Source organism: Mycetocola manganoxydans, from assembly GCF_003667545.1.
Classification (GTDB): domain Bacteria; phylum Actinomycetota; class Actinomycetes; order Actinomycetales; family Microbacteriaceae; genus Mycetocola_A; species Mycetocola_A manganoxydans.
Genome location: NZ_RCUV01000019.1, coordinates 37855 through 63545, shown reverse-complemented (window position 1 = coordinate 63545; position 25691 = coordinate 37855). Strand labels below are relative to the sequence as shown.

Below are 25691 nucleotides of genomic sequence, written 5' to 3'. Positions count from 1 at the left end.
TGATGCGCACCTTCTATCCCGAGATCGAACCGTACGACGCCGGCCACCTCGACGTGGGAGACGGCCAGGCCGTGTACTGGGAGACCAGCGGAAATCCGGACGGCAAACCGGTCGTGTTCCTGCACGGCGGGCCCGGCGGTGGAACGAGCGCCGCGCATCGCCGGCTGTTCGACCCCGCCAGGTACCGGATCGTCCTGTTCGACCAGCGCGGGTGCGGACGCAGCACGCCACACGCGAGCACGCCGGACGCCGACCTGTCCGCGAACACGAGCTGGCACCTCGTCGCCGACATGGAGAAGCTTCGAGGGCACCTCGGCGTCGAGAGCTGGCAGGTGTTCGGTGGGTCGTGGGGGAGCGCCCTCGCCCTCGCGTACGCCGAAAGCCATCCGGACCGGGTGAGCGAACTCGTCATCAGGGGAATCTTCACCCTGCGCCAGGTCGAGCTGGACTGGTTCTACGAGGGCGGAGCTTCGGCGGTCTTCCCCGACCTGTGGGAGGGCTTCGTCGCACCTGTCCCCGAGAACAAGCGGGGACGGCTCGTCGAGGCGTATTCCGAACTGCTGAACGATCCGGACCCGGCTGTCCATGGTCCCGCGGCTGTCGCGTGGTCACGCTGGGAGTCTTCAACGATCACCTTGATGCCCAACGAGGCCAACGTCGCCCGGTTCACCGAGCCGTCCTACGCGGTCGCCTTCGCCCGGATCGAGAATCACTACTTCATGCACGGCGGCTGGTGGGACGACGGGCAGCTGATCCGGGATGCCGGCCGGCTTCGCGGCATCCCGACCGTCATCGTGCAGGGGCGATACGACATGTGCACGCCGCCGATGACGGCATGGGCGCTCGCCGCAGTGATGCGTCATGCCGAGCTTCGGATGATTCCGGACGCCGGGCACGCCTTCGACGAGCCGGGAATCCTCGACGCACTGATCGAGGCGACCGACAGGTTCGCGTCCTAGCCCGGATCGCGGGCCGGACGCAATCAGTGGCCCGGCGTCGCGCCCGGGGATAAGTTGAGCGTGTGACTTTCAATCCGAACTCTGACATCTCAGGCAGCAACGTTCGCAAACGCGGCCGCGGTCGTGGAACCGCCATCGGCGTCGGCGGTGGCGGTCTCGCCGTCGTCGCGGTGTTCCTCATCGCCCAGTTCACCGGTATCGACCTGAGCGGACTTGTCGGCGGGGGAGGCAGCCAGGGAGGGCCAGCACCTGAGTCGACATCGCTGGCCGAATGCCAGACCGGCGAGGACGCGAACGAAAGCGTCGAGTGCCTGATGGTCGGTGCGGGAGCATCCATCGACGATTTCTGGGTGGAGAACTACTCCGCGGTGGCGGGCAACGAGTACCGCACCCCGAGCTTCGATCTCTTCGAAGCATCGACGACGACCGGGTGCGGATCGGCATCGAGCGCGACCGGGCCCTTCTATTGCCCCGGCGATGAGACGATCTACATCGACACGTCGTTCTTCCAGCAATTGCGCCAGCCGCCATTCGACACGACCGGCGGACCGCTCGCCCAGCTCTACATCGCCGCTCACGAATGGGGTCACCACATCCAGGCCATCTCGGGGATCATGGAATCCGCCGACCGCTCGGGTACCGGCCCGGATTCGGACTCGGTCCGGATCGAGTTGCAGGCCGACTGCTTCGCGGGCGCCTGGGTCGCGGCCGCGAGTGAGACCGATGACGCGAAGGGAACCAACTACCTGGAGACGCCCACCCAGGCGCAAGTGACGGATGCCCTCGACGCGGCGGCCGCTGTCGGCGACGACCGCATCCAGGAAGGCTCGGGGCAGGGTGTGAACTCCGAGGCATGGACCCACGGTTCGAGCGAGCAGCGCCAGCGCTGGTTCACGACCGGATACGAGCAGGGGCCAGGCGCCTGCGACACGTTCTCCGTCAACGGATCGCAGTTGTAGCGTCTCGGTCCGGGTGCCCGCCGGTGCCATGGGGGACGGTACCGGGGTATGAGAAGGCTCCAGCGGTTCTGCCCCGCAGGAGGACGCCAGGGCAGGTGCTTCGCTCGTAATCTCGCAGCATGATCGAAGCACAGAACCTCACCAAGACCTACGGCGCCAAGACCGCGGTGAACGACATCACCTTCACGGTGCGGCCGGGGATCGTCACCGGATTCCTCGGACCCAACGGCGCGGGCAAATCCACGACGATGCGCATGATCGTCGGGCTCGACCGCCCCACCCACGGTTCAGTCACCGTCAACGGCAGGCACTACGCCGACCACAGCTCACCGCTCCACGAGGTCGGGGCCTTGCTCGACGCAAAGGCGGTGCACACGGGGCGCAGCGCCGAAAATCATCTTCTGGCTCTCGCCGCGACCCACAGCATCCCGAAGCGCCGCGTGCACGAGGTCATCGAACTCACCGGGCTCCAGTCCGTCGCCCGCAAGCGGGTCGGTGGCTTCTCGCTCGGAATGGGGCAGAGGCTCGGAATCGCGGCGGCGCTGCTCGGTGACCCGCAGACCCTCATCCTCGATGAGCCGATCAACGGACTCGACCCCGAGGGCGTTCGCTGGGTGCGGTCGCTTGTCCGCAGCCTGGCCGCTGAAGGGCGCACCGTTCTGCTGTCGAGCCATCTGATGAGCGAGATGGCGGTGACCGCCGACCATCTCATCGTCCTCGGCAAGGGACGTGTGATCGCCGACGCCGCGGTGGCGGACGTGATCGGAGGGGCCGCCCGCGCGAGCGTCCGGGTTCGCTCGCCGCAGGCATCCGTTCTTGCCTCCACCCTCGCCTCGCCCGACGTCACGGTCACGCACGTCGAACACGACCTGCTGACCGTCACCGGCCTCGACGCGGGCGCCGTCGGCGACCTGGCCGCGCGCAGCGGAATCGCCCTGCACGAGCTCACCCCGATGAACGCTTCTCTCGAAGAGGCCTACCTGCAACTGACGAATGACGACGTGGAGTACCGAACGGGATCCTCCGCACGAGACCTGGAGGTCACACGATGACTACCGAAACACTGAAGCCGGCGTCCCAAGCGCCACGTCTGCGGATGCCATCTGCTGCGTCCACGAACCGGGTGCGTTTCCCCGGTATCCTCCGTTCGGAGGCGATCAAGCTCCGCAGCCTGCGGTCAACCGTCTGGTCTTACGCCGTTCTCGTGCTGATCTCGCTCGGTCTTGCCGCGCTGATGGCAGCAACGCTCGCAAGCAGCATCGAAGGACAGGTTCCGGCAGAAGCCCAGACCGCGATCGTCATGCAGGTGAGCTCGTTCCCCGTCGCACTCGGGCAACTGGTCGCGGCCGTCCTCGGCGTGCTGTTCATCGCCGGCGAATACGGCACGGGCATGATCCGCTCGACGCTCAGCTCGGTGCCCCGACGGCTCCCGGTGCTGTGGGCGAAGAGCCTCGTGCTGTTCGCGACAACCTTCCTGGTGGGGCTCGTCTCAACCGTCGGCGCATACCTGATCGGCAGCCCGCTCCTCGCCGCGAGTGACGTCGCCGCTCCACTCACCGATCCGGATGTTCTGCGAGCCGTCGTCGGTGGGGCGCTGTACCTCGCACTGATCGCCGTCTTCGCTCTCGGTGTCGGCACCGTCGTCCGTAGCTCAGCGGGTGGTATCGCGGTCGTGCTCGGCATCATCCTCATCCTGCCGACCGTTCTGCAACTGATCCCTGCGGACTGGGCAGCGAACATGATTCCGTACCTTCTCTCCGATGCGGGCCTCGGCGGCCTCGGAATAGAATCGGGTACCCCCGGCGGCCTCGAGCCCTGGCAGCAGTTGCTCGTCGTACTCGGCTGGGTGGTCGCCTCGCTGAGTGCTGGGGCCATCCTGATGAAGCGGAGGGACGCCTGACCGAGACGCCGGACAGCTCCCCGTCGCACGCCCCCCAGGGTGTGGGCGGGGAGCTCCGCCTGCCCCGGGCGCCCGGCGTCATCCGGCTGTTCTGGGCCCGCCACCAGCGAGCGGCGGACATTCTCGTCACTCTCATCTACGCGATCCCTGAGGCGATTTCTCGCATCCTCGCCTATCTGGACGGCACGATGCCGCCCGCGTTCAACACACTGGCGCTCGCCCTCGCTGCCGTCGCCGGCTTTGCCCTGTACAAGCGGCGAAGCGCGCCGATCGCTGCGTTCGTCATCTCGCTTTCGGTCACCGCGTTGTTCATCTGGAATTCGGACAGCATGGGCGGAATCGCGCTCGCCATCGCCCTGTACACCGTCGCGGTGCACCACAGCGTCCGCGCCTCGTGGATCGGCCTCGGAGCCACGGCACTCACGCTGACCCTCGCGGGTCTCGTCACCGCTCCCATGGTCATGAATCCCGCGGACCCCGACGTGGCTTCCACGATTGTCGTCGGCCTGTTCGCGGTCCTCATCGGGATCAATATCGGCAACAGGAAGCGCTACATCGGTGCGCTCGTCGACCGTGCCGGACAGCTGGCCAGGGAACGTGACCAGCAGGCGCAGCTGGCCGCGGCATCCGAACGATCGAGAATCGCTCGCGAGATGCACGACATCGTCGCCCACAGTCTGTCGGTGATGATCCGCCTCGCCGACGGCGCAGAGGCGATGGTGGAGAAGGACCCGGAGGCCTCCCTCGCTGCGATCCGCAACGTCGGGTCGACCGGGCGGGCCTCGCTTGCCGAGATGAGACGCCTTCTCGGGGTGCTGCGTGACGAGGAGAACGAGCTCGCTGAGCGTACACCCCAGCCGACCCTCGACGAACTCCCCCAACTCGTCGAGAGCTATCGGGCGGCCGGCCTGCCGGTCACACTCTCCGTGAGCGGGGTCCCTCCGGTGGGCCAGGGCGCGCAGGTCACGATCTATCGATCGGTCCAGGAGGCGCTGACAAATGCGTTGCGTTACGCGCGGCAGCCGAGCCGCGTGGACGTCGTGCTCGCGTGTTCCCGTGGTGCGGTCACCGTCACGGTGACCGACGACGGTGGACCCGGGGAGGCGCCGGCGTCGGAGGGAACGGGTCGCGGACTGATCGGGATGGCGGAGAGAGCCGCTCTCTTCGGAGGAACCGTCACGAGCGGCCGGTTGCCGGGTGGAGGATGGCGTGTGCAGATGACGATGCCCGAAACAGGAGAAGAACCATGACAATCCGCGTGATGATCGTCGACGACCAAGACCTGTTGCGGATGGGCCTGGCAATGGTGCTCGCAGGGGAGAGCGACATGGAGGTCGTCGGAGAGGCGGCAGACGGAGCGACAGCGATCGAGCGAGCGGGCGCGCTGCTGCCGGATGTGATCCTCATGGACGTGCGGATGCCATCCATCGACGGGATCGAGGCGACGCGGCGGATCATCGCGGACCGGCCCGACGCGAAGGTCATCATCCTCACCACATTCGATCTCGACGAATATGCCTTCGGCGGGCTCAATGCCGGCGCGAGCGGATTCCTCCTCAAGGACGCGCCCCCTGCGGAGCTGCTGAGCGCCGTCCGTGCCGTCGCGACGGGTGAGGCGAGCGTGTCACCGCGGATCACGAGACGGATGCTCGACCTCTTCGGCGGAAAGCTGCCGGTTGCGGGGACGACGGCCGGGCCAGGCCGCCTCGCGGTGCTCACCGAGAGGGAGCGCGAGGTGCTTGAGGCGATCGGGAAAGGGTTGTCAAACCCGGAGATCGCGCGAGCGCTGTTTCTCTCGGAGTCGACGGTCAAGACCCACGTCGGGCGGATTCTGCAGAAGCTCGAGCTGCGCGATCGTGTCCAGGCCGTGATCCTTGCACATCAGGAGGGTCTGGCCTGATCGCGGCTCATTTTTCAGTCCTAGTGATACCCCCTAGGTGGGGGACACCGGTTCTCGTGTAGCGTGGCGCCGCGGGCCTTCGATGTGACACTGTCTCATTAATCACGTAGCATGGCCCACTTATGGGGGTCAACATACGTAAGGGAAATGTTATATAAATGCATAGTTTGAACACCGATGTCGCGCCCGAACCGCGACAGATCCCGCGCTGGCGGTTTTTAGCCGGCGCGGTTATTTTTGCCCTCGCGTCGTCCGTGATGATGCCGGTTGCGGCATCCGCAGCGACGACGACGACGGAAGTGGTCCTCTCACCGGCCGCAGCCACCTGGTCGTCAGCGCGAACCCCGAGCACTCCTCTCGGCGACAAGCCGTACCTGAGTGTGTCGAGCTCGCAGGACACCTCGTACCTGAAGTTCAACGGCGCCGCACTGGCGGGCAAGAAGGTCGTCAAGGCGTCCCTCGAGCTGAACGTCTCGTACAGCACCGCGACGACCGGGGGAGTCGTCGTCCGCCCCACGTCCACGACGTGGACTGAGAAGACGCTGACCCACGCCAACAAGCCGGCCCTGGGCGCGACGGTACTCAACACGGCCATGCCCGTGGCCAAGACCGGCGCCCGACTGACTGTTCCGTTCTCGAACCTCAGCGCCGTCACATCGAAGGAAATGGCCTTCGGTCTGAACTACTCGCAGAAGTACGTCAGCAACAACTTCTCCGCAGGCTCCAGCTCACTGCCGAAGCTCCGCGTGACCGTGGAAAACGCGGCGGCAGTCGCGGCTCCTGCACCAGCGCCAGCCCCAGCGCCGGCACCGGCGCCAGCGCCTGTCGCCAAGCCGACAGGGTCAAATGGCAAGGAAGTCTTTGCGCACTATTTCCCGCCGTACCCGCTCTCCGTTGAGAACGCGGCACCGGCGAACGACTATTACGCGAAGAACTATCTCAAGGCCTCCGGCGAGAACGGGATCCACGCAGCGTATGGTGGTCTCCTCCGCGACCGGCCCGTCGGCCGTGCGCCGCTGAGCGGGTCCGACTGGGAGCTTCAAGACCTGAAGACCGAGGTCCGTCAGGCCATGAATGCCGGTCTCGACGGTTTCACGCTCAACATCATGAGCACGTCGGGACGCAACTGGACGGCCAGCGTCAACCTCATGAAGGCGGCGGCGGCCGTCAGCCCGAACTTCACAGTCATCCCAATGATTGACGCGTCTGCCAATATTGGGACGCAGACCCCGGCCGCCATCGCCGCTAAACTCGCGGAGTTGTACGCGTATTCCTCCGCTGAAAGGACCGACGACGGTGCGTTCGCACTCTCCTCGTTCAAGGCAGAGAACAAGAGCGCCTCATGGTGGTCGTCCATCATTCAGTCGCTGAAAAGTCGGGGGATCTCGACCTCATTCAGCGCGATTTTCCTCAACGCCAGCGACGCAAACATGAAGGCCTTTGCTCCGTTCAGCGACGGCGTTGGCAACTGGGGCACTCGAACGGTGTCGACGGTCACCAATGGGCCGAACTACGCCGCGAAAGCGCACGCGCTCGGACTTGAGTGGATGGCTCCTATCGCCGTTCAGGACTACCGCCCGCGGTCCGTCATTTATGACGAGTCCAATAACACGGAAACCCTTCGGGCAATGTGGGGCCGCGCCATCTCTGATGGTGCAGACTCCGTGCAGATGGTGACGTGGAATGACTACAGCGAGTCGACGCAGTTCGCCCCGAGCGCCGCGCACGGTTCGACCTTCCTCGACATCAACGAGTACTACGTCAACCGGTTCAAGACGGGCAAATCGACGACGACCGAAGATGCGATGTACGTGACTCACCGCATCCACTCCTACAGTGCGAAGCCGTCGACGTCGCACAAGCTTGCGTCGCCGACTCTGAGCGGAAGCTCGACGAGCCCGAGGAACACGGTTGAAGTTCTCACCATGCTCACGGCGCCTGCGAGCGTCACGGTCACCGTCGGTGGTTCGAAGACGACGTACGATGCCCCCGCCGGTGTGTACGCCAAGACCGTCCCGCTTGCTGTCGGGAAGGTGTCGGCCAGCGCCACGCGAAGCGGAGCGACCATCGCTTCCATCGCATCGCCATACACCGTGGTTGCGACACCGCTGGTGCAGGACCTGCAGTACTACGGAGTGAGCAGCAAGCGCTAATCACCCGCAACGAACGAGGGAGCCGTTCGCTGGGCAGCGAGAGCATTCGCGAGCACAGCGAGCGGCTCCTTCAGCATTCCCTCCACCGCGCGGTACGTTGATGCCGATTGTTGCCACGGGTCCATGACATCATCCCCGTCTCCCGCCGATGGCTGGTTCAGTCCGCGCCCGGAGGCGATGAGCCTGGCAAGGCGTGACACCGCATTTTCCTCCGGAACAAATGGTGCGTCCAGCGGCGCGAACTGAAGCAGCCTCGCGGCCTGACGGAGCGTGAAGATGCGTGACAGGGCTGGCGGATGCAGACGTGCCACCACAGACCGATGGCTGCGTTCCGCGGTGAGAATGAGGTCCGCCGATCGCACCATCTGGCGTTCCAGCTGTCGAGAGCGGAAGGTGTCCGTTGTGATGCCGGCCTGCTCGAGGATAGCGGCCATCGGTGGCGCAACGGGCTGGTGCAGGAGTGCTTCCGTCCCAGCAGAGCGAACGGCGATCGAGGTGATGTGACGCTGGGCGAGGTGGTTCCGGAGCACGAGTTCCAGGTACGGGGACCGGCAGACATTGCCGGTGCAAACGAAGAGGATCATCCCTCCCGGATGTGCGACCGGGGGCGGAACGTTGACCGACGTCATCGAACGTCAACCCGCGGTTTCTGGGACGCAGGGAGGGGAGGGTCGGCCGGCGGCGGGTTGAGGGGAATCGGCGCAGGTGCTGTGCTGGCGCGCTGCGCCTTGGGGCGCGGCGACCGCGATGACGTCCTCGGAGCGGGTTGCGGCGAGTACGTCATCCGGTAGCGTCCCATCACGCTCGCCGGGGCGAGGTTGAGCACAGTGCCGAGGATCGGGGCGTCGACGACGGCCATGCGTTCGACGGCTCTGCGGAGCTCGCGAGTCTCCACCTTCTTGGCGCCGACGACCAGGATTGCTCCGCCGAAGAGGCGCGCGAGGATGGTGGCGTCGGTCACAGGGATCAGCGGCGGGCAGTCGATGATGGTGACGTCGAAGCGGTCACGGATCGACGTCAGGATCTCCTCGGCCCGGACGGATCCAAGCAATTCGCTCGGGTTCGGCGGGATTTCCCCGGAGAGCAGGACGCGGAGCCCGTCCTTGCCCCACGGCTGGAGCACGTCGTCGAGATCCGCTTCTCCCGCGAGCAGGGTAGTGAAGCCGATGCCGCCTTCGAGGTCGAGAATCCCGCCCAGGGTCGGTCGCCGGAGGTCTGCTTCGACGAGGCAGACGGACGCTCCGGATGCCGCGATGGTGGCGGCAAGGTTGGCAGCGGTTGCGCTCTTCCCCTCACCAGGGATCGACGACGTGAGGACGAACACCTTGTGGTCATTGTCTGCCTGGAGGAAGCGAAGATTCGTGCGGAGTTGACGAAACTCTTCTGCTCGGGGAGACAGCTTGTTCGCGCGGAGAGCCATCGGATCTGCGGATGTCGACTTGTCGTAGACGATCGAACCGAGAAGGTTCGAACCCGTGGCGGCCTTGATCTGCTCAGCGGTGCGCACCTTCGCGTTGACGTACTCACGAACGGCCACTCCGCCCACGGCCAGGGCGAGGCCAGCGAGCAAACCGAGCGCCACCGACAGGCTGGTGTTGGGGGATGACGGGAACGCGGGAACCGTCGCGCTCTGGACCGTCTTGAGCGAGATGGGGTAGCTCCCGTCGGGTAGCTTCGGAACCAGTTTCTCCACGGAGCGCGAGAGGCTCGTCGCGATCGCGTTGGCTGTGGCGGCCGCACGGTCCGCATCTGAGTCCCTGACCGAGATGGAAATGAGCGACGTGTTGAGCGGCACGGTCGTCGACACCCGCTTGCGAAGCGCCTTGACGGTGGTGTCAAGTGCGAGCGTGTTGATCACCGGCTGGAGCACGATCTCCCGGGTCGCAACAGCGCTGTAATTCCTGGCCTGCTGTTGCGAGTAGTTACTGCCCTGGGCAAGCTCGCCTGTGTTCTCACCACTCGAGACCGCGATGAACAGTTCGGTGTCAGCCGTGTATTCCGGGCTGGCCAGCAACGTGTAGCCGAACCCCAGTGCGCCACCGAGTGCAGTGACGAGGATCACGCTGAGCCAATGCAGCCTCAGCAGGTTGAGAAGTCCCCGGTGTTCCACTGTCGTTCCCCTCGAAAATATGTCGTTTGCCGACGCCTGGTTCCCGGCGTCCGCACTGCGTGATTTCGCCCCGTTTCGGGGGCGGATCGGGCGTGGGCGCCTGCGCTGACGTATGTCATGATATGCACATGACACCCCCAGACGTGAGCGGATCTCAGCTTTGTGCCCCGTTATGGGTGTGCGCTGTGCCGAGTCTTTCTTCGGCGGATTCCCTCTCGTGACATCGACCGGAGCGGTGAAGACGGGGGACGTTGTCGACGGGGCCCCGAATGGCCAGTGGGGGCGGTCGGCCGCCCTCGTTGCGGTGGCGGTTATCCTTGCGGGAGTCGTCCCGGTCACGCTCGTCGGGCAGATCGAAGACGTCGGTCGCAGTGACGCCTGGATCTTCACGCTGTCGATCATCGTGTGGGGCGGCATCCGGCTGGCCTGGCTCATCGTCTCCGGCGCTCCGCGGCTCTTCGATTTCTTTTTCTGGATGTTCTGTTACATCTTCATGGGGATCGCGCCGACGGTCCAGATCCGCTCGGGCGTCACATCGCGGACGACCCCCGGAATCGACGAAGGCCTGTACGTGCCGACGGCGTTGCTCGTCTGCGCAGGACTGCTGACCTACGAGGTGTTCCGAGCCGTGTGGATCGGCCGTGAGCGACGTCGGGCGACAGGGGAGCGCTCGGGTCTCGTCGAGGGGGGCGAGGTCATCGCCCAGGTGGACAGGTCGCGCACACTTCTTCTCGTGGGATTCGGCCTCCTGGCGAGCGCTTACTTTCTCGCGTCGGTCGGACCCGCCGCGCTGCTCGGCAGCAGGGAGGCATCGTTCGACGCGCGGAACGCGGCATGGCCGGACCCGGCCGTGCGTTCGATCATGTACGCCCTCGCCATCTACCCTCTCCTCGTCGGAGCGGGAGCTCTCGCTCAGCTCCGGCGCGGTGCCCGAGGGTTGCCCATCGCGCGCTGGTACCTCGCCGGGCTCGTGGCCTGTGTCGTCGTGCTTCTCCTGATCGTGAACCCCGTTGGCAGCGCCAGGTACACCTTCGGGACAGTTGCCTTCGCACTGATCTGTTACGCCGGTGCGATGCTCACACCGCAGCGGGTGCGGATTGCGCTCGCAGGAACACTCGGGGCTTTCCTGTTCCTTTTCCCCCTCGCCGACGCCTTCCGCAGTGACGAAGTGAACCTGACCAGGAACGGGTTCTTCGGTGAGTACATGGGAAACCCTGACTACGACGCCTTCTGGCAGGTGGCGAACGGGTTCTCGTTCTGGGTCGACGGACTTGTCATTCCGCTCCGTCAGATCCTGGGGAGTGCGCTGTTCTGGGTGCCGCGCTCGCTCTGGGCCGACAAGCCGACGGACACGGGAATCCTGCTGGCCCAGTACCGGGGCTACAGCTTCGACAACCTGTCTGCGCCGCTGTGGGCCGAGCTGCTCGTCAACGGAGGATTGATCGCGCTGATCGTCGGTTTCGCTCTCGTCGGCATCGGTCTGCGCTTCATGGACACACGATTGCTTCTGTCATTTGCATCGGGTGGGCTGTGGTCCATCGTCGGCGCGATCTTCCCCGTCTACATGACGATCCTCATGAGAGGGTCGCTACTGCAGGCCACGGGAGCGATGGCGGTCGCGGTCGCCTGCGTGCTCGTCATCAGAAGTCGCCCGAGTCGCCCGGGAGCCGCTCAACTGGAATAAACGGTTTCGAGTGCCTCAGCGACCGCCGGCATGCTGAGCTCCTCGCGGGTGGTGCGAGCGCCGCGTTCCCCCATCTCGCGGGCGGATGTCGGGTCGGACAGGAGCCGGCGAACCGCCTCGTCGATCGCCTCCTGACTCTCATCGGTGACGATGCCGCAGGCGGCACGAGTCACGATCGGTGCCAGTCCGCAGGACTCTGTGATCACAACCGGCAGCGCGTGTGCCATGGCCTCGAGCACCGACATCGGGAACGGCTCATCGACGGAGGGGAGCACGTAAATCGAAGCTGACGACATCCGCCGGCCAGTCTCCTCGGGGGCGAGGGGGCCTTCCCAGGTGAGAAGACCTGACCTGGCCTGCGACACGGCTCGTGCGACACTCGGGCCCTCTCCTTCGTCCGGTCCGACCAGGGTGAACCGCACCTCCGGGTGTTCGGCGGCCAAACGATTTGCTGTCTCGACGAAGACCATCGGGCGCTTTCGTGGGGCGAGTCGGGCCAGGTACAGGACCTCGGTGGATTCCGGCCGGGCAAACGTCGAGGCCGGGGTCGGGACGCCGTTCGACAACTCCTGAAGCGGAAGGTCACTTCCGCCGACGGAGAGGAGCCCTCGCTTTTCCTCAGGGGTGAGGTAGAAGACCCGCTTCGCCGCACCCAGCAGCGGGCGGGTCAGGAAGGCATCAAGCGGGCGCGCCAAGGGGTTCGACGACGGATCGATCATGCCATGGGTCTGAAGAACGAACGGGACGCCCGCCCGGCGTGCGAGGCGTGCAGCAGGAAGGGTGACGAAGTCCCGCGCCGCATGGATGTGCACGATATCGAACGTGCCGATGTTGCGGCGGAGCCAGCGATCGAGACCGGGAGACGCCAGACCGGCGAAGCCGACGCGTGGAATGATCGTGCGCCCAGGGAAAAGCGCGGTCGGAACACCGTCCAGCTCGTCGGGGGCTGCACCGGGGAATCCGCGGTGAGCGCCTGCCACTGTGACGTCATGTCCACGGGCGATGAGAGCCTTCGCCTGGTTCAGCGCCACACGTACCGGTCCTCCGTAATCGCCGTTCGGGGTGATCAGGGTGACAACGGAGAGTATCCTCACGCGGGTCGTCCGCTCGGCGAGTGGTTCGTCGCGGCGGCACCGAGGATGACCGAGCCGGGAGCGACGTTCCCCCTCACGAGTGCGGTTGCCCCGATGACCGAGTCGCGGCCGACGACGGTGCCGCGAAGAATCGTCGCCCGGGCGGCGACCCACGCCCCGTCCTGGACGACGATGGGCGCGTTGTCGAACTCGAATGTCGGGGAGTGGCGGTCATGGCTGCCGGTGCACAGAAACACATCCTGCGAAATGCAGACATCATCACCGATGGTCACCGGCTCGAGGTTGAGTATCCAGGTTTGCTCGCCGATCCAGCTGTTGTGGCCGACGGTGAGTTTCCACGGCCAGTGGATCCGCACACCGTGGCGGATGTTCACACCACGCCCGATGGTGGCACCGAAACCGCGCAGTATCGCCGCACGGATCGACGGCGGGCACCACCATCGTGAGGTGATGAGGCCTGATGTGAGCATCCAGCCGATCTGCCAGATCGTGTTCCGTCCCCGGTCATACCCAGCGCCGGTGAAACCGGCGAGGCGGCGTCTCGACGCTGCGAAGTCGTGTGGGGGGCCGGTCCGCGCGGTTGGTGCCGTTGGTGTGCGGTCGGGGAGGCTCGTCATGCCGTTAGTGTACGCATCCATCGGCTTGTGACACCGCACCTGCTCTGCCCCCGTACTGGGTATTTGAGGATTCCTCGTACTCGGCGCTAGCCTGAGGATGGCGTGAGTGCCGGAATCGATCAGGCGAACTCCCGGGAGAGGATGCCGTGTCAAGACGTGCTGGCCGACTGGCTAACGCGGCGTCAGGTGTCAATAAGATCGCCGGCTACGCGGCGTCCATGGTGGCGCTTGCCATCGCATCGCTGGCCATCATCCCTGCCATGATCGGCGCGGATGGTCCTCAGGCCTGGGCTGCGATTGCGGTTGGCCAATCGATTGGCGGGGTTGCCGCCGTTGGGCTTGCCTATGGGTGGGGTCTCACCGGTCCAGCGGTGATCGCTCGTGCCGACCGGCCAGTTGCCCTGCGGGAGTATTCGGAGTCTGTCCTCATGAAGGGCATCCTGTTCGTGCCCATCGCCGGGGCCGCCGGAGTCCTTGCTGCCGTCTTTGCGCCGACCGACCCCCTGCTCGCCGTTGCGGGCGCTTTGTCCACAGCGAGCATTGGACTCACCGCCAGCTGGTATTTCGTGGGGCTGTCGCGGCCATACGCAATGTTCGTCCTGGAGACGATTCCCCGCGTACTGGGAACGGTCGCCGGAATTGTATTCATGCTCATGGGCTCGACCGCATTCGTCGGGGTGCTCTGTCAGCTTGCCGGGATGCTGGGCGGGTTTGTCGCCTGCTCCGTGTGGATTTTCCGTTCCTCGTCACTCCCACGACATTCGCGTCTGCCCCGCCGTCCGGTCAGACTCGTCCTCGTTTCTCAAGGGCTCGGCGTGAGTTCGACACTGCTCTCCGCTGGCTACGTGGCAGCGCCCCTGCTGATTGTTTCTGCGTTCGCGCCGGTAGTCCTTCCCGTCTACGCGATCGTCGATAAAGTCCAGCGACAAGTTTCCGTAGCATTGAACCCCTTCATCACTGTGTTCCAAGGCTGGGTTCCGCGCGCCTCCGGTGCCGCGCTCGCGTCCCGCGTGCTGAGCGCGATCGGTCTGTCGGCTGTGTTCTCACTGGCTCTTGGTGCGGCCATGCTCGTCGTCGCACCGCATTTTGTCCTGTGGCTGGGAGGCGCGCTCATTCGGCCTGGCCATACGACCCTTGTGCTGATGGCCGTGTTCGTCGCAATGAACCTTTTCGAGTCCGTCATCAGCAAAGCAGTCCTAGTCGCGATCGACCGTGTCAGTGTTGTCGCCACAGCGACTCTGGTCGGGGTGATCATCGGCTTGCCGCTCGTCGCGTTCGGCTCCGTTCTCTTTGGTGCAGCCGGAGCGCTGGGCGGAATTCTCGTGGGGTTGGTCGTCCGACTGGGAATCGAACTCGCCGCTGTCGCCCGATACGTCCGGCGTTCCGGTACCCAGACCACCGAGTCATCCCTGAACGAGGAGAATCAACGTGAATACCTTTAGGGCAGCCGCCCTTCTCGCTGTCTGGCTTCTTCCTGCGAGCCAATCGAAGAACCGTCTCCTTCGCCGCCTCGGGCATGAGGTGCACGCGGCGGCATTGGCGCGGCCGAACGTCGTGTGGAAGGTCGATTCGGTGGTATTGGCCAGTGGATCCAGGATCGGCAAATGGAACCTGATCAAGAACATGCGTGCCGTCACCGTAGGCGCGAGCGCATCCGTTGGCCGGTTGAACGTGATCTCAGCTCATCCCGTTTACGCGCGACTGTACCCTTCTGGCGCTTCTCTCACGCTGGGTGCCAACGCTTACATCACGAGCAGGCACCAGATGGACTGCTCGGGCTCGCTATCACTCGGGGAGTTCTCGGCGTTGGCCGGTCATGACTCGCGCGTTATGTCGCACAGCGTGGATATGGCGATGGATGCACAAGTCGCTCACCCGGTGGTCATTGGTGATCGAAGCTTCGTCGGGACACGATGCCTTCTGCTCGGCGGTGCCAGCCTTCCGGATCTGTCCGTGCTCGCGGCAGGGTCCGTTCTCACCCGCGGTCGGCAAGTCGGGGAGTCCGGATTGTGGGCGGGCGTCCCGGCCAAGCACAAGGGACCGGTCACCGGGGCGTGGTTTACTCGCACATCCATGTCGACCAACCGGGTGTACATTCCGGAGACCGGAGCCACGGTCGAGGACGCCATCTGACTCCCGTCAGACTGACCTGAGCTCGCGGAACCACTTGGCGAGAAGAAGGACCAGGATGATGGCATTGGCTACGAACAGCGTGGCGTAAGCAGTCTGGAACACTACAGGAGTGCCCCAGAGGAGAAAGCACAGCGCCAGCACGCCGTAGTCCGCCGGGAGGAGCGCCACAGCGCGAAGGGGCGATGCCGTCCCTAGATGAGGGTTGCCGGCCGGAAGCGAGCGTGTGAGCAACTCGACCAGGGTTCCGCCTGCGAACATTACCGTCGCCACAAGCTGGAAGGCCAGGGGGATCACGAGCCAGCCGGCCTGGTGCGGTGCGTGGAACCATGCCGCAACGAGAACGCAAGCGTGAACCGCAACCATTTTGGCGGCGTCGACAACGTGGTCGAGCCATTCGCCGGCGGGGGAACTACGACCGGAGAGCCGCGCCACCTGCCCATCCGCCGAATCGAGGGCGAAGCCCAGTACCAGGAGTGCCGCGACAACAACACCGGTCAGGAACGTGGCCTCTTGTGAGACCAGCACCGCCAGCCCGGCCCCTGTGCTGAACGCCGAGAGAAGTGTCACCTGGTTCGGCCCGACCCCTGCCTGGTGGAGGGCGGCGGCCAGCACTCGCCCGAGCGGGCGATTCACGAAGCGGGAATAGAGGGACACGCCTTTTTTCGATTTCTGGGCACTCGACAACTCGGTGAGAGCGGAGCGGAACGTCGTCACTGTGCTGTCCTGACGTCGGGCCCGCGATCGGCGCGGGGTATGGAGAGAGGGTGTGCTGCAATCTACCGCACGATGCGAGCACGCCTCAGGTTCTGACGCGAGATACCCCTCACTTGGGGTAATTGCCCCCCTTCGCAAAACGTGAGTAACCTTCACATGTTCCACTCGCATCCCTCGTCACCTCGTGGGGTTGGCCGCGAGACCACATCCACAATCCCGACCGGTCTACTCTGGCCAGCCGGTATCTGATCGGGGAGTTCATGCGTTCACGCGTTCTGGGCAGCATCGTCGCCATTTTTGCCCTTGTGATTGGAGCGGTGGTCGCCACTCCGTCACTGCAGGGAGCATCCGCTCTTTCGCCCGGCGTGCATTTCAGCGCCGACAACCTCTCGACCTGGCAGACGAACGGTGTGGTGTACGGCCTCGCTCAGTCCAACGGGAAAGTTGTTGCCGGCGGCTCCTTCTCGCAGATCCGACCGCCGAACGGCGGGTCAGGCACCGCGCAGACCCGGAACGGGCTGGCGGTATTCAACGCGGAGACCGGGCTGCCGGACAGCTGCCAATACTCGATCGCTCTTGCGGGCGGCACTCCCACCGTCCGCAGCGTTGTTTCATCCCCTGATGGCAACACCGTCTACGTGGGTGGCAACTTCTCCAACATCAGCGGCGTCACAGTCCTTCGGGTCGCCGCCCTCGATGTCCAGACCTGCACGGTTCGCCCGTTCCGAGCGAACACCGTCTCGTCCTTCGTCAACGGCATGGCCGTTTCCGGGAACACCCTCTACATCGCCGGCGAGTTCCAGAGCGTTGCGGGCCAGCCACGACTTCGCTTTGCTGCCCTCAACGCGACGACCGGTGCCCTGCTGCCCTGGGTTGCCGACGCAGACCGAGCCGGTCGTGCTGTCGCAGTGTCACCGGATGGCTCACGTGTCGCTGTCGGAGGAGATTTCCTCACCGTGAACGGGCAGAACTCACACTCCATCGGCGTGGTGAGCGCGGCAACCGGTGAAAACATTCGAAACTACCCGGTCGGCTTCATCCACCAGAACTCGGTCACCAAGACCCTCTACTCCAGCGGCAACACGTTCTACGGCGGCAATGAAGGAACCGGAGGCGGTGTCTTCGACGGCCGTTTCGCCATCGACTGGAACACCCTCGAGCAGAAATGGCGCGACACGTGCCTGGGTGCGACCCAGGCAGTCCTTGAATATCAGGGAACTCTGTACTCCGCCAACCACGCCCATGACTGCGCGGCGAGCGGAGCATTCCAGGACGGCAAGCGCAGCTACTTCATCGCGCAGAATGCGGAATCGGCTGAAATTCTCGGCTGGGACCCGCAAGGCAACGATGGTACCGGTGAGGGCATCGGTCCCCGAGCCCTCGTCATCTCGAACGGGAGCACGACGGGACAGCCGTACCTCTGGGCTGCAGGGGAGTTCACTCGCATAAACGGTGCACTCCAGCAGGGGCTGACGCGATTCAGCGCCGCGGACACCCGTACGCCCCCCGTTCCTGTCGCCACGGCGCAGGCAACGAGTTCGGGATCGATCCAGGTCCGCTTCCGCACCGTCGTCGATGCAGATGACAGTGTCCTGACCTACCGGGTCTATCGCAACAACTCGGCAACTCCTATCTGGACCGGGACCGCCAACTCCGTCTGGTGGAAGCGCCCCCAGGTTACCTTTGTCGACTCAGCTGTAGCGGTTGGTGCCCAGTACTCCTACCGCGTGACTGCTTCTGACGGAACCAACACCAGTGCATTATCCGCCGCTGTGACGGCTCGGGCGACGGCATCAGCTGCCGATTATCCTGCCCAGGTGCGTGCGGACGGTGCGCAGTTCTACTGGCAGTACGACGGAACATCGGGAACGTGGGTACAGGACAAGAGCGCGAATGCGACCAAGACCGACGGGTTGAGCGGCATTGCTGAAAATGCCGTCGGACACGCAACAGATGGAGCGTTCCCCGGGGACACAACCGGTTCTGCACTCTTCGACGACGTCGATGACTACGTCTGGGAGGACAACTTCACCCCAGGCCCGTCGACGTACACAATCGAGACGTGGGTCAAGACCACGACGACAACGGGCGGAAAGATCGTCGGATACGGCAACGGCCGGCCACGCACAGACACCGGAGCCGCCGTCAACAGCGGCAGCTACGACCGTCACATCTACATGGAGAACTCCGGCCGGTTGACCTTCGGTGTGTACACCGGCGCCTCTGTCACCATCCGCAGCGCGGGTGCATACAACGACGGCGAGTGGCACCACATCGTGGCCACCCAAGGGTCGACCGGCATGGCTCTCTACGTCGACGGCATCCGGGTCGGATCGAACGGAACCACCAATGCGCAGTCGTACAACGGCGTCTGGCGTGTCGGGGGTGACAACCTTTCCGGTTGGCCGAACCGTCCCTCGTCCGACTTCTTCGGAGGCCAGATCGACGAGACGGCGATCTACAACACCGTGCTGGATCGCCAGCAGGTCCTCAACCACTACACGCTCGCAGGGGGAACCGCTGAGGTGAACCCGGCACCGGCCGATGGTTATGGCCAGGCCGTCTTCGCGAGCGACCCTGACCTGTACTGGCGCCTGGCAGAAACGGAAGGCACAACCGCTGCTGACTCATCGCTGTTCGGTGCGAGTCCGGGTGTCTACGGCGCGAACGTCGGCCGCGACACGCTCGGCATCGTGGGTGGGAACGCAGCTGTGACCACAAACGGCAGCCAGACAAGCACGATCGCGACGACGGTGTCAGGAGGAGCCTCGACGACGTTCGCTTCCGAACTCTGGTTCAGGACGGATACGTCGACGGGCGGAAAGCTCATCGGGTTCGAGAACACACAGACCGGAAACGGCTCTGATTACGACAAGCAGATCTACATGACCAACTCAGGAACACTGATCTTCGGTGTCTACACGGGTGGTTACGCATACGTCCAGAGCCCCGCGACATACAACGACAACTCGTGGCATCACGTGGTCGGAGTTCAGGATCCAACGGGCATGAAACTGTACGTCGACGGTTCGCTTGTCGCCTCAAACGGCACCACCACGAACCAGGGCTTCAACGGGTACTGGAGGGTCGGAGGTGGAAACCTCAACACCTGGCCGTCGGCTCCGTCGAACTTCTACTTCACCGGTTCGATCGACGAAGTCGCTGTGTACTCGCACACGCTGAGCGCCACCGAGATCGCGGGCCACTACGGCACCGGCCTCAATGACACGACGGCGCCCAGCATCCCGGCCAACCTCGCCGGCAGCTTTGCCGACGGATCCGTGGAGCTCGAATGGGACGCTTCGACCGACAACGCGTCGGTCCAGGGCTACCGCGTCTATCGCGGCACCAGCGCGGACTTCACGGCTGACGCGTCAAGCCTCGTCGAGGAAGTTCCCGGTACGACCTGGTCGGACGATGAACCCGCCATCGGAACATACTTCTATCGCGTCGCTGCTGTCGACGGCAGCGGAAACGCGAGCCAGGCGACCGACTCCGTCGAGGTGACAGTCACCGACACCGTTGCACCCTCCGTACCGGCGGATGTGTCGGCGACCGTGAGCGGATCGAGTGCAGCGGTCACGTGGTCGGCTTCCACCGACAACGTGGGTGTCACCGGCTACGCGGTCTACCGTGGAGATTCCGCCGACTTCGAGACCAGCGACTCCAGCAGAATCGCGGAAGTCACCGGTACGACGTACACGGACGCTGGTCTCGAGCCAGGGGACTACTTCTACAAGGTGACGTCGGTCGACGCAGCGGGCAACACCAGCGCGGCCTCCGGCGCTTCAGCCGAAGTCACCGTCGTTGCGCCGGACGAGACGGCTCCATCGGTCCCGACGGGCGTCAGCGCGACGGTCGACGAATCGACGGTCGACGTGGACTGGACTGCATCGACCGACAACGTCGCCGTCACCGGGTACGTGGTTTACCGGGGAACGACCAGCGGGTTCACGGCAGATGCCTCCAGTCTTGTCGCCGAAGTCTCGGGCACGGAGTACACGGATGCTGGCCTCGCGGCCGGGAGCTACTACTACAAGGTCACCGCGGTCGATGAAGCAGGCAACGCCAGTGCGGCGTCAGCGGCCTCCAACGTCGCGACGATCGTGGTCGTCGACTCCGAAGCCCCGACGACTCCGTCGAACCTGACGGCGTCTGTTGATGGCTCGACCGTTGACCTGAACTGGACTGCCGCGACGGATAACGTCGGGGTGACCGGGTACGCCGTGTACCGGGGAACGTCGGCCAGCTTCGGTGCGAACGCAGCGAGCAGGATCGGTGACTCCGATACTCCGTCATACTCTGACGCCGAAGTGGCGGACGGAACCTGGTTCTACCGGGTCGCGGCGGTCGATGCGGCCGGCAACTCGAGCGCTCCAACAGCGGCGGTCTCCGCGACCGTCGGGGAACCCGCTGGGGAGCCCGTCGTCGTTCAGGTGTCGACGGCGGAAGACTCCATGGTGTACCAGGTTGCGCCCTCAACCAACTACGGTGCGGATAGTCAGCTGTCGGCTCGAGGAGCAGCGAGCAATTCAGCCATCGAGTCGTTCCTCAAGTTCGCTCTCCCTGAAGCGCCGGCGGGAACAGTCCTCACCGGAGCAAGCATCTCTGTTCGGACATCCACCGATCCGACAGCCGGTTCGGCAGACACTCACACCTACTCGTTGAGCGCGGCAAGCTGGGGCGAGGGCGCGATCACGTGGAACAACCGTCCCACCACCGGTGGTACGACGCTGGGCACGCTTTCCGGAGCGTCAGCGACGAACTCGGCATACACCTCGACCCTTGCTGCGGGCGCACTGGCGGGCGCAGTTGGCCAGACGGTGTCAGTCCGCCTCACGAGCGTCGGAGGTGACAACGTCCGGCTCTGGTCGAGCGAGGCGGCAAACGCCTCATACCGTCCGGTTCTGACGCTGACGTTCACCCCCGGTGCTGGCCCCGTGCCAGACACGTCCGCTCCGTCGGTGCCCGCAGGAGTCTCCACTTCTGTGAGCGGCTCGACGGTCTCCGTGAACTGGTCGGCGTCGACGGACGATGTCGGCGTCGCGGGGTACAACGTGTACCGGGGGTCAGAGAGTGGCTTCACCGCGGATGCTGCCAGCAAAGTCGGTGAGGCATCTGGGACAGCCTTCACAAACTCCGGCGTCGGGAGTGGGACCTGGTACTACCGGGTCGCGGCAGTAGATGCCGCGGGCAACGTGGGCACAGCATCAACGTCGGTGTCAGCGACGGTCTCAGCTCCGCCCGCTGAGCCCATCACCGTTCGGGTCGCCCCGACCGAGGATGCGATGGTGTTCCAGGCGACTCCCACGACAAATTACGGAAGCGACCAGCAACTCTCCGCTCGAGGGGCAGGCACTTCACTGATCGAATCCTTCCTGAAGTTCTCGCTTCCTGAGGCGCCAGCAGGGTACAGCCTCAACAGCGCGACCGTTTCGGTTCGAACGTCGACCGATCCATCGGCGGGATCGGTGGACACCTTCACGCTGGCCGTGGTGACCGGAGACTGGACCGAAGCAGGGGTGACCTGGGCGAATCGACCCACTTCGGTTGGCCAGACGCTCGGAACCCTCTCCGGTGCCTCCGCAGTCAACTCGCCATACTCAAGCACGCTGGCTGATCCGGCGGTGCAATCGCTTCTCGGGCAGACGGTGACAATGCGACTGGCCGGGAACGGGACTGACAACCTGCGGCTGTGGTCTTCGGAGGCAGCTGCATCCGCCTACCGTCCGGTTCTCACCCTGAGCTACGTACCGATCGGTTGAGTGGGGCGCATACAGGTCGGTCGGCGTTGGCTGCACTGCAGCCAACACCGACCGATTGCCGCTGTTCCGGAGTCCAGGATTTCCGGAGCGCTTGTCCCTCGCTTGGGGCGGTTGCCGCAGCCCGCGGAACATGAGTAACCTTCACATGCCTACCCGCTTCTCAAATCACACCACGTCGTTGACCGTGGGATGAACAATCGAAAAACTTCACAGGTCGACAGCGACCAACTTGATTCTGATCGAGGCAAACCATGCGCTCTCGCATTCTAGGCAGCACCGTAGCTGTCCTGGCTCTCGTAGTCGGAGCGGCGCTTGCCTCTCCAGCGGTACCTACAGCGTCAGCGCTGTCACCCGGAGTGCACTTCAGCGCCGACAACCTCCCTACCTGGCAAACCAATGGAGTCGTGTACGGCCTGGCCCATTCTCGCGGGAAGGTCGTTGCTGGGGGTACTTTCTCGCAGATCCGCCCACCGAACGGTGGCTCGGGAGCTGCTCAGACAAGAAATGGACTCGCCGTCTTTAGCGCGGAAACCGGGCTGCCTGACAGCTGCCAGTACTCGATCTCCCTTGCCGGCGGTACTCCAACCGTCCGCACCGTCGTCGCATCGCCTGACGGGAGCACCGTATATGTGGGAGGGAACTTCTCCAACATCGGGGGCGTCACCGTTCTTCGGGTGGCGGCACTCGACGTGCAGACCTGCACCGTCCGACCGTTCCGGGCCAGTTCCGTCTCCTCGTTCGTCAACGGTTTGACGGTGTTTGGGAACACCCTCTACATCGCTGGTGAGTTCCAGAGCGTTGCCGGCCAGCAGAGGCTGCGCTTCGCTGCTCTGAACGCCACCACCGGCGCCCTGTTGCCATGGGTGGCGAACGCAGACCGGATCGGGCGTGCCGTCGCCGTTTCACCGGATGGGTCGAGGGTCGCCATCGGCGGCGATTTCTTCGCCGTCAACGGCCAGGCCTCGCACTCGATCGCTGTCGTCAACGGATCGTCAGGCGCGAACGTCCGCAATTACCCGGTCGGGTTCATCCACCAGAACTCCGTGACCAAGGGGCTCCACTCGAGTGGCAACACCTTCTACGGGGCGAACGAAGGTTCCGGGGGAGGCGTCTTCGACGGGCGGTTTGCCATCGACTGGACCACGCTCGAACAGAAATGGCGGGATAACTGTCTTGGCGCCACACAGGCGGTTTTGGAGTATCAGGGAACGCTGTACTCCGCCAACCACGCACACGACTGCTCGTCCAACGGCGCGTTCCAGGATGGCAGGCGCTCGTTCTTCATCGCGCAGAGAACTGACAACGCGGCGATTCTCGGCTGGAACCCGCTGGGGAACGACGGTACGGGCGAGGGGATCGGTCCCCGTGCACTCACGGTCGCGACCGGCACCTCGACCGGTCGCCCATATCTCTGGGCCGGAGGCGAATTCACTCTGATCAACGGCACAGGCCAGCAGGGCCTGACGCGCTTCAGCGCCACTGACACGGGCAATCCGCCCATCCCGGTCGTGACGGCGCAGGCAACGAGTTCCAATTCTATTCAGGTTCGCTTCCGCACCGTGGTGGATCCCGACGACAGCGTGTTGACCTACAGGGTCTATCGAAACGGCTCCTCGACACCCATCTGGACGGGCCAGGCGGACTCGGTCTGGTGGAAGCGCCCACAAGTTACGTTCGTCGACACGGCAGTCAGCGTGGGGAGCTCGTACTCCTATCGGGTGACCGCCTCGGACGGCACGAACACCAGCGGGCTCTCTCTGGCCGTGTCCGCCCAAGCCACCGCTGCGACGAATAACTACCCGGCGCGCGTGCGCGCCGACGACCCGCAGTTCTACTGGCAATACGACGGGACGACCGGCATCTGGGTCCAGGACAAGAGCGCTGCGGCGACGAAGACGGACGGTCTGAGCGGTATTGCCGAGAACGGCCTCGGCCATGCGACGGACGGTGCATTCGCCGGCGACACGAGCGGGTCAGCTGGATTCGACGACGTCGACGATTATGTCTGGGAGGACAACTATGCTCCCGCGCCCACCACGTACACGATCGAAACCTGGTTCAAGACGACGACCACCACGGGCGGAAAAATCGTCGGCTATGGCAACGGCCGCCCGCGGACGGACACCGGCGCCACGCGAAACAGCGGAAGCTATGACCGCCACATCTACATGGATAACAGCGGTCGACTGACCTTCGGCGTCTACACCGGTTCCCCGGTAACTCTTCGGACCGCAGCGTCGTATAACAATGGTGCCTGGCACCACGTCGTGGCCACTCAGGGCACGAACGGGATGCGGCTGTACGTCGACGGCGCCCTTCTCGGGCAGAACACCACCACCGCGGCCCAGCCCTACTGGGGTGTGTGGCGCGTCGGCGGCGACAACCTCAGCGGTTGGCCCGATCGCCCGTCCTCCGACTTCTTCGGCGGCCAGATCGACGAAACGGCCATCTATGGCAGTGCCCTGAGTGCCCAGCAGGTGCAGAACCACTACGCGCCGGTTCCGGATGCAGTCGCCCCATCTGCCCCGACGGGCGTAACAGCCGCCGGCAGTGGCACGTCCGCGTCGGTATCGTGGGCTGCTGCTACAGACAATGTCGGCGTCACGGGATACGCCGTGTACCGCGGCACGTCGCCCGGGTTCACGGCCAACGCCAGCAGCAGGATCGCGCAAGTCACCGGTACGTCGTACACCGACGCCGGGCTGGCTCCCGGCGGCTACTACTACAAGGTCACCGCGTCAGACGCGGCAGGCAACACGAGCGCTGCGTCGGGCGCATCCAATCTCGTGACAGTCGCCGCTGCGACGGATTCCACGGCACCGTCAGTTCCGACCGGGCTCAGTACCTCGGTCAATCAGTCGACGGTCACCATCAACTGGGCGGCCTCGACCGACAACGTCGGCGTGACCGGGTACTCCGTTTACCGGGGCACGACAAGCGGCTTCCCCGTGGACGCGACCAACCGGATCGCTGACGCAACGGGCACGTCGTTCACCGACAGCGGGGTTGGCACGGGGACCTGGTTCTACAAGGTGACCGCACGGGATGCCGCAGAGAATGTGAGCGGCGCATCTGCAGCGGCGTCGGCAACGGTGACCTCATCGCCCGGAACACCGATCTCCGTGCAGGTCCCTCCGACGGATGATGCCATGGTGTTCCAGATCGCGCCCTCGACGAACTACGGGAACGATACTCAGGTGTCCGCCCGTGGCTCCGGAGGATCGCCGACTGAATCGTTCCTCCGGTTCACCCTTCCAGCCGCGCCGGCCGGACACACCCTGAGCGGTGCGACCCTCTCCACCCGGACATCGACCGATCCGGCCGCTGGTTCCGGTGACACGTTCACCTTCGCGGTCGTCACCGGTACCTGGACCGAAGCGGGAGTGACCTGGGCGAATCGCCCGACTGCCGCCGGAGCAACGCTCGGGACGTTCTCCGGTGCGACGGCAACGAACAGCCCGTATTCGAGCGCACTCTCCATCGGTGCTGTGCAACCTCTTCTCGGGCAAACCGTGTCCGTGCGCCTCGCCGGAAACGGCTCGGACAACGTGCGGCTCTGGTCGAGCGAAGCAGCGACCACGGCCTACCGTCCCGTTCTCACCCTCACCTACACCCCGATCGGCTGACCGGATGACGTCAGGGGGGCTTGGGCGACGACACTTCGTTCTGGGGGGAGCAGTAGTACTGCTGCTCTCCTCGTGCG

The 25691-nt window shown here is 64.8% G+C and carries 17 protein-coding genes; 12 read left to right on the top strand and 5 right to left on the bottom strand.

Features of this window, described 5'->3' with window-relative positions:
* The first annotated feature begins 2 nt into the window (after positions 1–2).
* The 7 genes from pip (at position 3) to D9V29_RS13230 (ending at position 7871) form a co-directional block, all read left to right on the top strand.
* On the top strand, positions 3–959 hold the full coding sequence (gene pip / locus D9V29_RS13260; RefSeq protein ID WP_121673821.1) for a prolyl aminopeptidase: 957 nt from the start codon (positions 3–5) through the stop codon (positions 957–959).
* Positions 960–1021: 62 nt separating this feature from the next.
* The gene (gene ypfJ, locus D9V29_RS13255) at positions 1022–1918 is read left to right on the top strand and encodes a KPN_02809 family neutral zinc metallopeptidase (protein WP_121673805.1); all 897 of its coding nucleotides are present in this window, start codon (positions 1022–1024) and stop codon (positions 1916–1918) included.
* Positions 1919–2037: 119 nt separating this feature from the next.
* Positions 2038–2970, top strand: a complete 933-nt coding sequence (locus tag D9V29_RS13250) for an ABC transporter ATP-binding protein (RefSeq protein WP_121673804.1) — start codon at positions 2038–2040, stop codon at positions 2968–2970.
* Positions 2967–3818: an ABC-2 transporter permease family protein gene (locus D9V29_RS13245; protein ID WP_121673803.1), complete on the top strand. Its 852-nt coding sequence runs from the start codon at positions 2967–2969 to the stop codon at positions 3816–3818. The genes D9V29_RS13250 and D9V29_RS13245 overlap by 4 nt, the downstream gene beginning before the upstream one ends.
* A gap of 41 nt (positions 3819–3859) precedes the next feature.
* Complete coding sequence (locus D9V29_RS13240) at positions 3860–5068, top strand: sensor histidine kinase (protein WP_121673802.1); 1209 nt, start codon at positions 3860–3862, stop codon at positions 5066–5068.
* A complete protein-coding gene (locus tag D9V29_RS13235; protein ID WP_121673801.1) occupies positions 5065–5718 on the top strand; it encodes a response regulator in 654 nt (217 codons plus the stop codon). Before D9V29_RS13240 ends, D9V29_RS13235 begins: the two co-directional genes overlap by 4 nt.
* 158 nt (positions 5719–5876) lie before the next feature.
* Complete coding sequence (locus tag D9V29_RS13230) at positions 5877–7871, top strand: glycoside hydrolase family 71 protein (protein ID WP_121673800.1); 1995 nt, start codon at positions 5877–5879, stop codon at positions 7869–7871.
* Here the strand turns inward: D9V29_RS13230 and D9V29_RS13225 are convergent.
* Positions 7868–8455, bottom strand: a complete 588-nt coding sequence (locus D9V29_RS13225; protein WP_183085021.1) for an arsenate reductase/protein-tyrosine-phosphatase family protein — start codon at positions 8453–8455, stop codon at positions 7868–7870. The two genes, D9V29_RS13230 and D9V29_RS13225, sit on opposite strands and share 4 nt — an antisense overlap.
* A 41-nt stretch (positions 8456–8496) precedes the next feature.
* On the bottom strand, positions 8497–9981 hold the full coding sequence (locus D9V29_RS13220) for a tyrosine-protein kinase domain-containing protein (RefSeq protein ID WP_183085020.1): 1485 nt from the start codon (positions 9979–9981) through the stop codon (positions 8497–8499).
* 217 nt (positions 9982–10198) lie between these two features.
* Between D9V29_RS13220 and D9V29_RS13215 the strand changes: the two genes are divergently transcribed.
* Positions 10199–11665: a hypothetical protein gene (locus D9V29_RS13215; protein WP_183085019.1), complete on the top strand. Its 1467-nt coding sequence runs from the start codon at positions 10199–10201 to the stop codon at positions 11663–11665.
* Here D9V29_RS13215 and D9V29_RS13210 read toward each other — a convergent pair.
* Both D9V29_RS13210 and D9V29_RS13205 read right to left on the bottom strand, forming a co-directional pair.
* Positions 11653–12759: a glycosyltransferase gene (locus D9V29_RS13210; protein WP_121673796.1), complete on the bottom strand. Its 1107-nt coding sequence runs from the start codon at positions 12757–12759 to the stop codon at positions 11653–11655. The genes D9V29_RS13215 and D9V29_RS13210 overlap by 13 nt on opposite strands.
* Complete coding sequence (locus D9V29_RS13205; RefSeq protein ID WP_121673795.1) at positions 12756–13376, bottom strand: LbetaH domain-containing protein; 621 nt, start codon at positions 13374–13376, stop codon at positions 12756–12758. The genes D9V29_RS13210 and D9V29_RS13205 overlap by 4 nt, the downstream gene beginning before the upstream one ends.
* Before the next feature lie 146 nt (positions 13377–13522).
* Between D9V29_RS13205 and D9V29_RS13200 the strand changes: the two genes are divergently transcribed.
* Positions 13523–14818 carry a polysaccharide biosynthesis protein gene (locus tag D9V29_RS13200; RefSeq protein WP_147436289.1) on the top strand — a complete coding sequence of 432 codons (1296 nt, stop codon included), beginning with the start codon at positions 13523–13525 and terminating at the stop codon, positions 14816–14818.
* Positions 14805–15509 (top strand): acyltransferase, encoded by a 705-nt coding sequence (locus D9V29_RS13195; RefSeq protein ID WP_121673793.1) that lies wholly within the window; start codon positions 14805–14807, stop codon positions 15507–15509. Before D9V29_RS13200 ends, D9V29_RS13195 begins: the two co-directional genes overlap by 14 nt.
* A 6-nt stretch (positions 15510–15515) precedes the next feature.
* On the opposite strand, the gene D9V29_RS13190 is transcribed toward D9V29_RS13195, so the two are convergent.
* On the bottom strand, positions 15516–16223 hold the full coding sequence (locus D9V29_RS13190) for a CDP-alcohol phosphatidyltransferase family protein (RefSeq protein ID WP_220699961.1): 708 nt from the start codon (positions 16221–16223) through the stop codon (positions 15516–15518).
* A 260-nt stretch (positions 16224–16483) separates the two neighbouring features.
* Here D9V29_RS13190 and D9V29_RS13185 point away from each other — a divergent pair, with 260 nt between their 5' ends.
* Positions 16484–21988 carry a CBM96 family carbohydrate-binding protein gene (locus D9V29_RS13185; RefSeq protein WP_121673791.1) on the top strand — a complete coding sequence of 1835 codons (5505 nt, stop codon included), beginning with the start codon at positions 16484–16486 and terminating at the stop codon, positions 21986–21988.
* Between the two features lie 674 nt (positions 21989–22662).
* Complete coding sequence (locus D9V29_RS13180; RefSeq protein WP_220699960.1) at positions 22663–25614, top strand: LamG-like jellyroll fold domain-containing protein; 2952 nt, start codon at positions 22663–22665, stop codon at positions 25612–25614.
* Positions 25615–25691: the final 77 nt, after the last annotated feature.

What these genes read in the sequence shown, in the direction of transcription:
- D9V29_RS13205 (WP_121673795.1), bottom strand. Translation starts at nt 13,376, where the DNA reads ATGACGAGCCTCCCCGACCGCACACCAACGGCACCAACCGCGCGGACC.
- D9V29_RS13235 (WP_121673801.1), top strand. Translation starts at nt 5,065, where the DNA reads ATGACAATCCGCGTGATGATCGTCGACGACCAAGACCTGTTGCGGATG.
- D9V29_RS13230 (WP_121673800.1), top strand. Translation starts at nt 5,877, where the DNA reads ATGCATAGTTTGAACACCGATGTCGCGCCCGAACCGCGACAGATCCCG.
- D9V29_RS13225 (WP_183085021.1), bottom strand. Translation starts at nt 8,455, where the DNA reads ATGATCCTCTTCGTTTGCACCGGCAATGTCTGCCGGTCCCCGTACCTG.
- D9V29_RS13185 (WP_121673791.1), top strand. Translation starts at nt 16,484, where the DNA reads ATGCGTTCACGCGTTCTGGGCAGCATCGTCGCCATTTTTGCCCTTGTG.
- D9V29_RS13250 (WP_121673804.1), top strand. Translation starts at nt 2,038, where the DNA reads ATGATCGAAGCACAGAACCTCACCAAGACCTACGGCGCCAAGACCGCG.
- pip (WP_121673821.1), top strand. Translation starts at nt 3, where the DNA reads ATGCGCACCTTCTATCCCGAGATCGAACCGTACGACGCCGGCCACCTC.
- D9V29_RS13245 (WP_121673803.1), top strand. Translation starts at nt 2,967, where the DNA reads ATGACTACCGAAACACTGAAGCCGGCGTCCCAAGCGCCACGTCTGCGG.